Consider the following 12,130-nt stretch of genomic DNA (forward strand, 5'->3'; position numbering starts at 1 on the left):
TTGCGGCAATGGCAGGCGAAACATAAAAAGTCCGGAGCCGCAAGAACATCTGCAAACTTTTTCCGGGCAAAGCGGACTGTAACCGCAACGCGGATACACGAAGGGCACCGCGTTGTCACGCGATGCCCCCGAGTTTTCCAACATTTGGGTAAAGGGATCAGCCCTTTGCGACAGCTGCAACTTCTGCAGCGAAATCGCTTTCTTCCTTCTCGATGCCTTCGCCGAGAAGCAGGCGAGCCATGCCGACAACTTCGATCTTGGCGCCGGCTTCCTTTTCGGCTTCCTTGATAGCAGCCTCAACCGTCAGGTCGGGGTTGATAACGAAAGCCTGGGACAGAAGAGCAACTTCTTCGAAGAACTTGCGCATGCGGCCATCGACCATCTTTTCGATGATGGCTTCCGGCTTGCCGGATTCGCGAGCCTGTTCGATGAAGACGTTGCGTTCGCGTTCAGCAACGGCAGCGTCGACTTCTTCGGCACGAATAGCAAGCGGGTTGGTCGCAGCAACGTGCATGGCAACCTGGCGGCCGATCGAGGTCAGGACAGCCTTGTCGCCTACAGACTTCAGGGCAACCAGAACGCCGAGCTTGCCGATGCCGTCGCCGGCAGCGTTGTGAACGTAGGTCGCAACGACGCCGTGCTCGACTTCGAGCAGAGCTGCGCGACGCAGGGCCATGTTTTCACCGATCGTGGCGATCGCGTCCTTGATGGTGTCGGAAACCGACTTGCCGGTTGCCGGATAGGTGGCGGCAGCGATCGCATCGACGGAACCGTTGGTCGTCAGCGCAACGGAAGCAACGCCACGGACGATGTCCTGGAAGGCGTCGTTACGGGCAACGAAGTCGGTTTCGGAGTTGATTTCGACAACGACAGCCTTGTGGCCGGCAGACGCGATACCGATGAGACCTTCCGCAGCGGTACGGCCAGACTTCTTGTCAGCCTTGGCGATACCCTTGGCGCGCAGCCAGTCGATTGCCGCTTCCATGTCGCCGTTGGTTTCAGCCAGCGCCTTTTTGCAATCCATCATGCCTGCGCCAGACTTTTCGCGCAGTTCCTTTACCATTGCGGCGGTGATTTCGCTCATTGTGTGCCTCTTGTCGGTTCGGTCGGTCACGGCAGTCTTGCCAGGCCGAAATCGGATTGTGGGAACGAATGTACCCGGAACTGTGACAGGCTGATGAAACAGCCGCCACGAAACTTTTGAAACCAGCCGCTGTTCCCCTTATCGGACCTATCGCTCGATCAACGGGGTAATGCGGCTTGAAACGAACAAGGCCGTCGAACGTGCAGTCCAGAACGGCCTTGTCTTATCCTGATGAGAAGGCGGCGCGATGAGCGCCGCCGAAAGCCCAATATCAGGCGTTGGCTTCGTCTTCGAGAGCAGGCTCGACCGGAGCTTCTTCAGCGGCACCGAGGTCACGGCCGGAAGCGCCCTGCTGACGTGCGATACCATCGATGGCAGCGCGAGCGATCAGATCGCAGTAAAGCGAAATGGCGCGCGAAGCGTCGTCGTTACCGGGGATCGGGAAGTCGATGTGATCCGGGTCGCAGTTGGAGTCGATGATGGCGACAACCGGAATGCCAAGACGCTTGGCTTCTTCGATCGCGATCTTTTCCTTGTTGGTGTCGATGATGAACATCAGGTCCGGAACGCCACCCATATCGCGGATACCGCCGAGAGCCTTTTCAAGCTTTTCGCGTTCGCGCTCGAGGTTCAGACGCTCCTTCTTGGAGTAGCCGGAAGCATCCGAGTTCAGGATTTCGTCGACCTTGCGAAGACGCTGGATCGAGTTCGAAATCGTCTTCCAGTTGGTCATCATGCCGCCGAGCCAACGCGAGTTGACGTAGTACTGAGCGGAGCGCTTTGCGCTGTCTGCGATGATTTCGGAAGCCTGACGCTTCGTGCCAACGAACAGAACGCGGCCACCACGAGCAACGGTGTCGGAAACGACCTGAAGCGCGCGCGACAGCATCGGAACGGTCTGAGCCAGGTCGATGATGTGGATGTTGTTACGGTCGCCGAAAATGTACGGCTTCATCTTCGGGTTCCAGCGATGTGTCTGGTGGCCGAAGTGAACACCAGCTTCCAGAAGCTGGCGCATAGAAAAATCGGGCAATGCCATGCCTTGTTACTCCTTTTCCGGTTGAACCCCCGCGAAGCGAACAGCACCGTTTGACCGGTACCACCGGGCGGAATGAACCGGATTTCTCCCGGAACACCCCAAGCTTCGCGTGTGGAATGGTGTGCCGCATACAGCGACCTTAGCCAAATTGCAAGCACGCGGCGTCAAAAAACGCCAGTTTGCTCGAAGTAAACTCAGATTCAGCGCACGGGCGGCGCTTCGCAGGTCTCTGGCGTCAGGACGTCAAGCTTGGCGAGCTTGCCGGTCAGAACGAAGTCGCCGTAATCCATCGTCAGATCGCGGGTGATTCCGTTCTCGTAAAGCTTGAACGACATGCGATAGATCGGCAGCGAATCCGTTCCGGTCTTGTCGTTGTAATAAGCAATCGTCACGGGCCAGAAGGGTGCCTTGGCGAAATCGCCGGCAACACTGGCTTCAGAATCGCCATCCTTCGGCGTCTGCTGCTTGCCAACAAGCGTCGATGTGATCAGGCTCTCGTCGCCGTCATCCGAGCCGTCAAAGACGCGGGACTCGAAGATACGTTTGCCGAGCTTGGCGTTTTCGATGACCTGATACATATGCTCGGTCGGAAATTCGCCAGGAACGAGATCGATTTCGCGCGGATCCGGCTTGGTCAGGTCCACCTTCATCTTCCCGTCGACGTCTGAAGCGGATCCGATCACTTCCTTGTCGAGCTTGTCGTCGGTGAAGGATTTGGTCTCGAAGGTGAATTTCTTCGACACGGCATCTTCGAATGTCGTGGTCTGCTGATCTGTCATCCGCACCGCGTCACCCGTATTGATCTGCGTGACGAAGCGGAAGTCGGTCTTGTAACCCTTGCAGGACGAGCCTGTGAACTCATAGACCATGCGTCCGGTCATGCCCTCGATGCCGGAGCGATCCGACGCGTCCTTGAGTTCGAGATCGTAGACGGCGCGATGGGAGATCAGATTGGGAACGCTGGCAGGCACGGCACTTGCGATGCTGGGCACGAAGCCCACGCCAGCGGCAAGAACGAGAGCAAGGTTCCTGACGATCATTCAATAACTCCTGTTGGACTCATCGCTCATACTGTACAAGCAACCGTCCGGCTTTTCGACATCATGACCTGAATGCCGGATTTTTGAAAGATTTACAACCAAAGCGGAAACGGAAAAAATGTCAGACGCCATCGAAGCTCGCCTCAAGGAACTCGGATACACTCTCCCTGCCGCAGCAGCCCCTGCTGCCAACTACGTTCCCTTCACGATCAGTGGCAATCTGCTTTATATTTCCGGACAACTGCCGATGGAATCCGGCAAGATTGCGGTGACGGGCCATGTGGGTCGCGATGTCGATGTCGCTACCGCACAAAAGGCAGCCGAGCTTTGCGCCGTCAATATTCTGGCGCAGGTCAAGGCCGCGCTGAACGGCGATCTCTCCAAAGTGCGCCGCGTGCTGAAGCTGAACGGCTTCGTCGCTTCGGTGCCGGAATTTACCGAACAGCATCTCGTCATCAACGGTGCCTCCAACCTCATCGCCAATGTTCTCGGTGACGCTGGCAAGCATGCGCGCGCTGCCGTCGGCATGGCGTCGCTGCCGTTCAACACTGCCGTCGAAGTCGATGCCATCTTGGAAATCGACGCATGACATTGAAACTATCCTGGCTGACGGCCCAACCCGTCGCCCATCGTGGCTATCACGACCTCAATAAGCTGGTTTGGGAGAACACGCTCTCGGCCTTCACCCGCGCTATCGACGCCGGCTACGCCATCGAATGCGATGTGCAACTGGCAGCCGATAGCGTCCCAGTTGTTTTCCACGACGACGAAATGACCCGCCTCACCGGCATAAAGGGAGACGTGCGCGAGCGCACATCTGCCGAACTTGGAATGCTGTCGATCGGCCAGACGAAGGATCGCATTCCCACTCTGAAACAACTGTTGAAACTCTGCGCCGGCAAGGTGCCGCTGGTCATCGAGCTTAAGGGCCGCGATGGCGAAGGCGTCGATGATGGTTTCGCTGAAGCCGTTCTCGAAGAGCTGGAGGGCTATGAGGGTTATGTGGCATTGATGAGCTTCGATCATCATCTGCTGAAGGACCTGAAGGCCGCAGGGTCTCCATGGCCGTTGGGGCTAACCGCCGAGGGTGCCAACCCGGAAGACTTCTTCAAGCATGACGAGGCGATGCAGATCGGCCTCGATTTCATCTCCTACTTCTGGGGCCACCTCCCCAACAGTTTCATCGAAGCGCAGAGAAAGCTCAGCGTTCCGGTGATTACCTGGACCGTGCGGGATGAAAATGCCTTGGAGAAGTCCTATACATATGCTGACCAGATAACGTTCGAGGGGTTTGTCCCCGACATGAAGGACCAGTCAGCCAGCGCATGAGCGACGAATATACCATTCGCGTTGCACAGTCCTTCAAGGACATCGCTCCGGAAAGCTGGAACACGCTTTCCGGAGCATCCAGATCGGCTATCGCCGCTCCCTATAATCCATTCATCTCGCACGCCTTCCTTTCTTCTCTGGAAGATTCCGGCTCGGCCACAGCCAAGACCGGCTGGCTCGGTCAGCACCTTTTGCTGGAACGCAGTGACGGCGCATTGATGGGTGCCGTTCCAGGCTATCTGAAAAACCACAGCCGCGGAGAATATGTCTTCGACCAGGGTTGGGCCGACGCTTTTGAACGGGCGGGCGGGCGCTATTATCCTAAGCTCCAATGCTCCGTTCCCTTCACACCGGCAACCGGTCCACGCCTGTTGACGACAGGACTGGACGCGGCAGCCTTCCAGCAGGTTCTCGCCTCCGGTCTCCAGCAGGTGACAGAGAAGCTCGGCATCTCTTCGGCACATGTGACATTTGCAAATGAAGACGAGATCGAAGCACTGGAGGATGAAGGTTTTCTGCATCGCACCGACCAGCAGTTTCATTTCATCAATGAAGGCTATCGCGATCACGCAGATTTCCTAGATGCCCTGTCATCGCGCAAGCGCAAGACCCTCAAGAAGGAACGACGCGCGGCACTGGAAAACGGCATCGAGATCGACTGGCTGACCGGCAGCGACCTGACCGAAGACATCTGGGATCAGTTCTTCACCTTCTACATGGATACAGGCAGCCGCAAATGGGGCAAGCCTTACCTCACCCGCGCCTTCTATTCCCTGATCGGCGGACGCATGGCAGACGATATCCTGCTGGTGATGGCCAAGCGTGAAGGTAAATATGTTGCGGGCGCCATCAACTTCATCGGCGGCGATGCACTGTACGGCCGCCACTGGGGCTGCATCGAAGACCATCCCTTCCTGCATTTCGAAGTCTGCTACCATCAGGCGATCGACTTCGCGCTTTCAAAGGGCTTGAAGCGCGTAGAGGCAGGCGCTCAGGGGGAACACAAGCTGGCACGCGGCTACACGCCGGTGACCACCCATTCCGCCCACTACATTGCCCATCCCGGCCTTCGCCACGCCATCGCCGATTATCTGGAGCGGGAGCGCAGCGAAGTCGAACAGATCAACGACTATCTTGAAGATCACAGTCCGTTTCGCAAAGGCGAACGGCAGGAAGACGACGACTAAAGCATGTCGCGCAAAAGTGTGCAGCGGTTTTGCGATATTGACATGTGATAACAAAGAGCGAGAGCGTATGAGCGAATCTGAAAGATCGCGACACGCTTTAGAGAATTTAAAGGAAGCGATCCATGACCGCCTATGATGACAACAACATCTTCGCAAAAATCCTGCGTGGGGAAATCCCCTCCGTCAAGGTCTACGAAGACGACCACACGCTGGCCTTCATGGACGTCATGCCACAAGCTCCGGGTCACCTTCTGGTGATACCGAAATCCGGGTCGCGCAACATTCTCGATGCCGACCCTGAAGTGCTGGCAAAGACGATCCCCGTCGTCCAGAAACTCGCCGTCGCCGCCAAGGACGCCTTCGGTGCGGATGGCGTGTACATCGCGCAGTTCAACGAACCCGCCGCAGGCCAGACGGTCTTCCACCTGCACTTCCACATCGTACCACGCAAGGATGGAGAACCTCTGAAGCCCCACAGCGGCGCGATGGCCGATATAGAGGTGCTCAAGGCTCACGCCGAAAAGATCAAGCAGGCACTTTAACGCGCCGCTACCCTCCACCGGTGGGTGGAGAGCAAAGTAAAGCAACACCCCAAAAGAAAAACCCGCCGAGGCCATCGGCGGGTTTTCTATTAATGGGTTCTCCGAAAGAACCCTCCTGTCATCTCGTAGCCAAATCAGCCGCGAAGAATGGAACGGCCAGCATAAGCAGCCTGCGGACCCAGCATCTCTTCGATGCGGATCAGCTGGTTATACTTTGCCAGACGGTCGGAGCGCGACAGCGAGCCGGTCTTGATCTGACCGCAGTTGGTGGCGACCGCGAGATCGGCAATCGTGGAGTCTTCCGTTTCACCCGAACGGTGAGACATGACCGCCGTGTAGCGGGCCTTGTGCGCCGTTTCGACAGCGTCGAGCGTCTCGGTCAGAGAGCCGATCTGGTTGACCTTGACGAGGATGGAGTTGGCAACGCCCATCTTGATGCCGTCGCGCAGGCGCGCGGAGTTGGTGACGAAAAGATCGTCGCCGACGAGCTGTACCTTGGAGCCGATCTTGTCGGTCAGGTACTTCCAGCCCTCCCAATCGTCTTCGGCCATGCCGTCTTCGATGGAGATGATCGGGTATTTGCCCGCGAGTTCTGCAAGGTAGTCAGCCATGGCTTCCGGCTCGAGCGTGCGGCCTTCGCCTTCCATCTCGTATTTGCCGTTCTTGAAGAACTCGGTCGACGCGCAGTCGAGAGCAAGGCCGACGTCGTCGCCCGGCTTGTAGCCAGCCTTTTCAACCGACTTCATGATGAAGTCCAGCGCTTCCGGCGCGCTCTTCAGGCCTGGCGCGAAACCGCCTTCATCACCCACATTGGTGTTGTGGCCCTGGGCTGCCAGTTCCTTTTTCAGAACATGGAAGATTTCCGCACCGATGCGCACCGCGTCACGGATGCTTTCCGCGCCGACCGGCATGATCATGAATTCCTGGAAGTCGATCGGGTTGTCGGCATGCGCGCCGCCATTGATGATGTTCATCATCGGAACGGGCAGCAGGTGGGCGTTCGGGCCGCCGACATAGCGATAAAGCGGTAGGCCGGTCGTTTCGGCGGCAGCCTTGGCAACGGCGAGCGATACGCCGAGGATGGCGTTTGCGCCGAGGCGAGACTTGTTCGGCGTACCATCGAGCGCGATCAGCGTCTGGTCGATGTGGATCTGGCTTTCGGCATCGAAGCCGCCAAGCGCGTCGAAGATTTCGGTGTTGACGGCCTCGACGGCCTTTTCAACGCCCTTGCCGCCATAGCGCTGTCCGCCATCGCGCAGCTCGACTGCCTCGTGAGCGCCGGTGGATGCGCCAGATGGAACGGCGGCGCGACCGAAGGAGCCGTCTTCGAGGTACACATCGACCTCGACCGTGGGATTGCCACGGCTATCGAGGATTTCGCGTGCGATGATGTCGGTAATGGCTGTCATGGTCTCTCCCTTGGGACTGGAACAGATGAATTTCAGTCGCTTGTCTTAGAGCGCATCGGCAAAACTGTGAAGCCGTTTTCAGGCCAGATCGCGGATAAAGGTGACTGAAACGAGTCGGATGTCATTGCCGCTTCGCTGTAGACGAAGCGGAAGAATTTACAATGACGACGCCCCACATCAGGCGTCGCACCATAGATAAAAATTGGTTAGGCCAAAATCAGGCGGCCTTGGCGATAGCATCAAACGCCAGAAGCTTCTCCAGAAGCTTCGGCATATCCTTCAGATGAACCATATTCGGACCATCGGACGGCGCATTGTCAGGGTCTTCATGGGTCTCGACAAACAGACCTGCAATGCCGACGGCAACCGCCGCACGCGACAATGTCTCGACGAATTCGCGCTGACCACCGGTCGACCCGCCCTGCCCGCCTGGCTGCTGCACGGAATGCGTGGCATCGAAAACCACCGGCGCGCCGAGCGAGGCCATGATCGGCAGCGAGCGCATATCGGAGACGAGCGTGTTGTAGCCGAAAGACGCACCGCGTTCGCAGAGAAGAACGTTCGGATTGCCGCTCTCATTCAACTTCGCCAGCACATTCTTCATATCCCAGGGCGCCAGGAACTGCCCCTTCTTCACATTGATCACGCGACCGGTCTTCGCGGCTGCGATGAGAAGATCGGTCTGGCGGCTAAGGAAGGCCGGGATCTGCAGAACATCGACGGTTTCGGCGACAATGGTGCATTGCTCTTCAGTATGGATATCGGTCAGTACCGGAAACCCGAATTCCTTCTTGAGATCGGCAAAGATCTCCATGGCCTTGTCTAGACCGATGCCGCGCTTGCCGGAGAGCGATGTGCGATTGGCCTTGTCGAAGGATGACTTATAGACAAGCCCGATGCCGAGCTTGCCGCAAAGCTCATGGAGCGTGCCGGCAATCATGAAGGCGTGGTCGCGGCTCTCCATCTGGCACGGGCCGGCAATCAGCGAAAACCGTTCCGTGTTGGAAAAGGCGACAGCACCTTTGCCCTCGCCGGCGACCACTTTCAAATTGTTCTTCACAGTCATCTCATTCCTCACGACACATGCGCCGGACATCGCCGGCAACCGCTTAACTTGCGATGTTGCACAGGCATTATCAGCAAGTGCGCCACGTGTCACGGGATGAGGGAAGCTGCGGCCGAGCACCGACCGCTGCCTTTTAGCCGGCATTCGCCCTCCGGACGACATCGGGATTGGCCTCTGAAAATTGCACGAACGGCCCGACCGCGCGCACGGCGTCGGAAAATCCAGCACTTCCCTTCAGCCCTTCCAACTCCTCAGGCTTGAAACCTTGCGCCAGCAGCATGCGATAGACGGTCTCGCTGTTCTCACCACCGGAGGAAACCCAAGCCGGTAGCGATGCCTCCCAGGCCTTCTTCTCACGCTGGTTTCGGTCGGCAACGATGGCGAGTTTGATCAGTCCGCCGATCGGAATGGGAATACCGTTCACAGCTATATCGGGGACGAAGCTCGCCGGATGAACGCCGCCAAGCGCGTGGTTCTTCAGTATCCTTGCACAGTTGTTGTCGCGCGTCGGCTCCTTGTTCTGCGAAACACGCTTCTGATTGAGCTGAACGATGAGCTTGCAGTTGGCCATCGTCGTGTTCAGGAGCAGCCTGTCATACTCCTTCCGCTTCAAGGCTTCCGGTGAATTGGGGTCGAGTGTCTGGCAACCGGCCAGCGCAATCAGCATTCCGATGAGGGTGAACCTAATGAGCTTCATAAAAATGTCCTTGCCCCAAAAAAAGACGCTACGAAGCAGCGCCGTGGAACCCTGATGATTTTGTTGATAATGCTTCGAATGGCTTGGCCTTCATCCCAAAGGATGACTGGATCGGATGATCCTCGAAGCAGCTGGTAGATACCCGTAAAAATGAGATCATCAACCTGGAGACGAAAAAGATACGCGACACCGTAAAGAAGCTATAAACTTCTACCATTGCGCGGATGACAGGACCGCGAATTGGTCAGACGGAAACGTTTGCGGAATTTTAAGGGATTGCAGAACACATATGGAACATATAGTGTTCGTTCTGTATTTGTTTCACGAATCTTCGCCACGCATTCCAAGGGTTTTCTTCATGCTCACGCGCAAACAGCAGGAACTGCTTCTTTTCATTCATGAGCGAATGAAAGAGTCCGGCGTGCCCCCATCTTTCGATGAGATGAAAGATGCCCTCGATCTCGCCTCGAAGTCTGGTATTCACCGCCTGATCACTGCGTTGGAGGAGCGTGGCTTCATCCGCCGCCTGCCGAACCGGGCAAGAGCGCTGGAGGTCATCAAGCTTCCCGAAGCCTATTCCGCACCCGCACAGAAGCCGCCGCGCGGTTTCTCGCCAAGCGTGATAGAGGGCAGCCTCGGAAAAGCCAAACCGCAGGAGCCTGCCCCGGCCCAGAAGCCCGCAAACGATCAGAGCTCGTCCGCTGTCACCGTCCCTGTGATGGGACGCATCGCAGCCGGTGTGCCGATCTCCGCCATCCAGAACAACACCCACGATGTCGCCGTACCCGTCGATATGCTCGGTACGGGGGAGCACTACGCGCTTGAGGTCAAGGGCGACTCGATGATCGAGGCTGGCATTTTCGATGGCGATACCGTCATCATCCGCAACGGCAGCACCGCCAACCCCGGCGATATCATCGTTGCACTCGTAGACGACGAGGAAGCCACCTTGAAGCGCTTCCGCCGCAAGGGCGCTTCCATCGCGTTGGAGGCTGCAAACCCCGCTTATGAAACCCGCATCTTTGGACCTGATCGGGTCAAGATTCAGGGCAAGCTGGTCGGTCTCATTCGTCGCTATCATTGAGCTATAGCGAGCGGCGTTGGCGTTGCTCCCATCGCTTTCGAGGGGCAAGAACATCCCGAGTTGAACGTTAGAGGCAGGCGATTTGCCTGCCTTCAGGGTGATGATAGGCCTTTAACGTTTACTTTGGGTCATTCGCGGGCTCGGCCAGAGGATTCCTGTTTCAAGGTCTTATGGGTGGCCGGTTCAGTCCCGACCGTGACCCGGAAAGGTTTTCGGGCCTTTGTCAGCAGGCGGAAGGCGGAATTGGACTGCCTGTTTATAGAGGCGCCCACATCTATGATTTCAGCCTCCAAGGACGCCGCAGCATGTGACGCGTGACATCATCGCCCCTCCTCCGTCCTGCCTGTCGATTCTCGATCCTGATCATACTGTCGCAGCGTCGGGAAATCCGGCAACCAGGCTTCACGGCGGATCGTCCAAAGCTCGTAGGTCGGCTCGAACTGATCTGGTGAATCCAGAGAACCGATATTCACCTCGATTTCGTCGTCGCTTTTCCCAAAGACGGGCGAGCCGCAATTGGGGCAGAAGAAGCGGCCATTATAGCTGTGCGTTTCCCCTTCGATTGTCACGGCATCCTCCGGAAAGATCGCTGATGCGTGGAAGAGAGCGCCGTGATGTTTGCGGCAATCCATACAGTGACAAAGGCCGACACGGTAGGGCTTACCCACCATCGAAAGCCTCACCTTACCACAGGCACAACCGCCAGATTTGACGTCCATCTCGAACACTCCATTCACTTCATGTCTGCTCATCAAACCATGACGAGCGAATGAAGTTCATTCTGCTTCTGTCTCCAGACGCGTGAGAGCGGCGAACACATCAAATCATATGATATCTGACATGACAGACTAGGCCTGTATGTCCTCCCGCTCATGCGTTACGACCTTTGCAAGCACTTACGCTTTGGCCAATTGCCTGCGATACGAGCCGCCTTATCACCAAGAAAAGACAACATGTACGATCTCTACATCGCCAATAAGAACTACTCCTCCTGGTCGCTCCGGCCTTGGGTTCTGATGCGGACATTGAGCATCCCTTTCAATGAGCGCCTCTTCCCCTTCAACGATCCCGATTCGAAGAACAGCTTCATGCACTTCTCCCCCTCCGGCAAGGTGCCCTGCCTGGTGCATGGCGATGTCACCGTCTGGGAATCGCTTGCAATCGTGGAATATCTCGCCGAACGGCATGATGGTGTTTGGGCTGAGGATGCCAAGGCGCGGGCCTGGTCGCGCTCTGCCGCCGCCGAGATGCATTCCGGCTTCCAATCCCTGCGCAATCTGCACCCGATGAGCGTAGGCTTGCGCATCCGGCCAGTCCCCGCAAGCGACGCGCTCCGCAAGGATATAGCGCGCATCGACACGCTCTGGCAGCAGGGGCTGGACACTTTTGGCGGACCGTTTCTGACCGGTGTCAATTTCACCGCCGTTGACGCCTTCTTCTGCCCCGTTGCCTTTCGCTTCCAGACTTACGGCACCGCAACGTCGCCAGCAGCGGAGGCTTACAAGACGCGCCTCCTTGGTTTGCCGGCGATGAGGGAATGGGAGCAGGCAGCGGTCTCCGAACCGTGGCGTGATCCGGAGCATGAGGAAGAAGCGCGGGCGTCGGGCGAGATCATTGAGGATCGGCGTTCCGACGCAGTTTAGAGGCAACGAG

At 57.4% G+C, this 12,130-nt stretch carries 13 protein-coding genes; 6 read left to right on the plus strand and 7 right to left on the minus strand.

Annotated elements, in window-relative coordinates; all coding sequences use genetic code 11:
- Nucleotides 1-157 precede the first annotated feature (157 nt).
- From tsf to QE408_RS16700, 3 genes are all read right to left on the minus strand, one after another.
- Nucleotides 158-1,084 carry a translation elongation factor Ts gene (gene tsf, locus QE408_RS16690; protein ID WP_062427449.1) on the minus strand — a complete coding sequence of 309 codons (927 nt, stop codon included), beginning with the start codon at nt 1,082-1,084 and terminating at the stop codon, nt 158-160.
- A 271-nt stretch (nt 1,085-1,355) separates the two neighbouring features.
- On the minus strand, nt 1,356-2,123 hold the full coding sequence (gene rpsB / locus QE408_RS16695; RefSeq protein WP_306933100.1) for a 30S ribosomal protein S2: 768 nt from the start codon (nt 2,121-2,123) through the stop codon (nt 1,356-1,358).
- Between the two features lie 200 nt (nt 2,124-2,323).
- Nucleotides 2,324-3,163 carry a cell envelope integrity EipB family protein gene (locus tag QE408_RS16700; RefSeq protein ID WP_306933102.1) on the minus strand — a complete coding sequence of 280 codons (840 nt, stop codon included), beginning with the start codon at nt 3,161-3,163 and terminating at the stop codon, nt 2,324-2,326.
- Between the two features lie 118 nt (nt 3,164-3,281).
- Here QE408_RS16700 and QE408_RS16705 point away from each other — a divergent pair, with 118 nt between their 5' ends.
- From QE408_RS16705 to QE408_RS16720, 4 genes are all read left to right on the plus strand, one after another.
- Nucleotides 3,282-3,752, plus strand: a complete 471-nt coding sequence (locus tag QE408_RS16705) for a RidA family protein (RefSeq protein WP_306933104.1) — start codon at nt 3,282-3,284, stop codon at nt 3,750-3,752.
- Nucleotides 3,749-4,492: a glycerophosphodiester phosphodiesterase gene (locus tag QE408_RS16710; RefSeq protein ID WP_306933106.1), complete on the plus strand. Its 744-nt coding sequence runs from the start codon at nt 3,749-3,751 to the stop codon at nt 4,490-4,492. The genes QE408_RS16705 and QE408_RS16710 overlap by 4 nt, the downstream gene beginning before the upstream one ends.
- Nucleotides 4,489-5,679 (plus strand): GNAT family N-acetyltransferase, encoded by a 1,191-nt coding sequence (locus tag QE408_RS16715; protein WP_306933108.1) that lies wholly within the window; start codon nt 4,489-4,491, stop codon nt 5,677-5,679. Before QE408_RS16710 ends, QE408_RS16715 begins: the two co-directional genes overlap by 4 nt.
- 122 nt (nt 5,680-5,801) lie before the next feature.
- Nucleotides 5,802-6,221, plus strand: coding sequence for an HIT family protein (locus QE408_RS16720; protein WP_306933110.1), 420 nt, complete (start codon nt 5,802-5,804; stop codon nt 6,219-6,221).
- 134 nt (nt 6,222-6,355) lie between these two features.
- On the opposite strand, the gene eno is transcribed toward QE408_RS16720, so the two are convergent.
- The 3 genes from eno to QE408_RS16735 form a co-directional block, all read right to left on the minus strand.
- Nucleotides 6,356-7,630: a phosphopyruvate hydratase gene (eno, locus tag QE408_RS16725; protein WP_306933112.1), complete on the minus strand. Its 1,275-nt coding sequence runs from the start codon at nt 7,628-7,630 to the stop codon at nt 6,356-6,358.
- Between the two features lie 217 nt (nt 7,631-7,847).
- Entirely contained in the window at nt 7,848-8,696 is an 849-nt protein-coding gene (kdsA, locus tag QE408_RS16730) for a 3-deoxy-8-phosphooctulonate synthase (protein WP_306933114.1), read from the minus strand.
- 133 nt (nt 8,697-8,829) lie between these two features.
- Nucleotides 8,830-9,393 carry a hypothetical protein gene (locus tag QE408_RS16735; RefSeq protein WP_306933116.1) on the minus strand — a complete coding sequence of 188 codons (564 nt, stop codon included), beginning with the start codon at nt 9,391-9,393 and terminating at the stop codon, nt 8,830-8,832.
- A 358-nt stretch (nt 9,394-9,751) separates the two neighbouring features.
- Here QE408_RS16735 and lexA point away from each other — a divergent pair, with 358 nt between their 5' ends.
- Nucleotides 9,752-10,477, plus strand: a complete 726-nt coding sequence (gene lexA, locus QE408_RS16740; protein ID WP_306933117.1) for a transcriptional repressor LexA — start codon at nt 9,752-9,754, stop codon at nt 10,475-10,477.
- A gap of 320 nt (nt 10,478-10,797) precedes the next feature.
- On the opposite strand, the gene QE408_RS16745 is transcribed toward lexA, so the two are convergent.
- Nucleotides 10,798-11,196, minus strand: a complete 399-nt coding sequence (locus QE408_RS16745) for a GFA family protein (RefSeq protein ID WP_306933118.1) — start codon at nt 11,194-11,196, stop codon at nt 10,798-10,800.
- 234 nt (nt 11,197-11,430) lie between these two features.
- On the opposite strand from QE408_RS16745, the gene QE408_RS16750 reads away from it, so the two are divergent.
- Nucleotides 11,431-12,120 (plus strand): glutathione S-transferase family protein, encoded by a 690-nt coding sequence (locus tag QE408_RS16750; RefSeq protein WP_306933120.1) that lies wholly within the window; start codon nt 11,431-11,433, stop codon nt 12,118-12,120.
- Nucleotides 12,121-12,130 lie beyond the last annotated feature (10 nt).

The organism is Agrobacterium larrymoorei, from assembly GCF_030819275.1.
Classification (GTDB): Bacteria; Pseudomonadota; Alphaproteobacteria; order Rhizobiales; family Rhizobiaceae; genus Agrobacterium; species Agrobacterium larrymoorei_B.

Bases quoted from the DNA above. Each gene is read 5' to 3' on its own strand.
- lexA (WP_306933117.1), top strand. From the start codon at position 9,752: ATGCTCACGCGCAAACAGCAGGAACTGCTTCTTTTCATTCATGAGCGA.
- QE408_RS16720 (WP_306933110.1), top strand. From the start codon at position 5,802: ATGACCGCCTATGATGACAACAACATCTTCGCAAAAATCCTGCGTGGG.
- QE408_RS16750 (WP_306933120.1), top strand. From the start codon at position 11,431: ATGTACGATCTCTACATCGCCAATAAGAACTACTCCTCCTGGTCGCTC.
- QE408_RS16735 (WP_306933116.1), bottom strand. From the start codon at position 9,393: ATGAAGCTCATTAGGTTCACCCTCATCGGAATGCTGATTGCGCTGGCC.
- QE408_RS16715 (WP_306933108.1), top strand. From the start codon at position 4,489: ATGAGCGACGAATATACCATTCGCGTTGCACAGTCCTTCAAGGACATC.
- QE408_RS16700 (WP_306933102.1), bottom strand. From the start codon at position 3,163: ATGATCGTCAGGAACCTTGCTCTCGTTCTTGCCGCTGGCGTGGGCTTC.
- QE408_RS16705 (WP_306933104.1), top strand. From the start codon at position 3,282: ATGTCAGACGCCATCGAAGCTCGCCTCAAGGAACTCGGATACACTCTC.
- rpsB (WP_306933100.1), bottom strand. From the start codon at position 2,123: ATGGCATTGCCCGATTTTTCTATGCGCCAGCTTCTGGAAGCTGGTGTT.
- eno (WP_306933112.1), bottom strand. From the start codon at position 7,630: ATGACAGCCATTACCGACATCATCGCACGCGAAATCCTCGATAGCCGT.
- tsf (WP_062427449.1), bottom strand. From the start codon at position 1,084: ATGAGCGAAATCACCGCCGCAATGGTAAAGGAACTGCGCGAAAAGTCT.
- kdsA (WP_306933114.1), bottom strand. From the start codon at position 8,696: ATGACTGTGAAGAACAATTTGAAAGTGGTCGCCGGCGAGGGCAAAGGT.
- QE408_RS16745 (WP_306933118.1), bottom strand. From the start codon at position 11,196: ATGGACGTCAAATCTGGCGGTTGTGCCTGTGGTAAGGTGAGGCTTTCG.
- QE408_RS16710 (WP_306933106.1), top strand. From the start codon at position 3,749: ATGACATTGAAACTATCCTGGCTGACGGCCCAACCCGTCGCCCATCGT.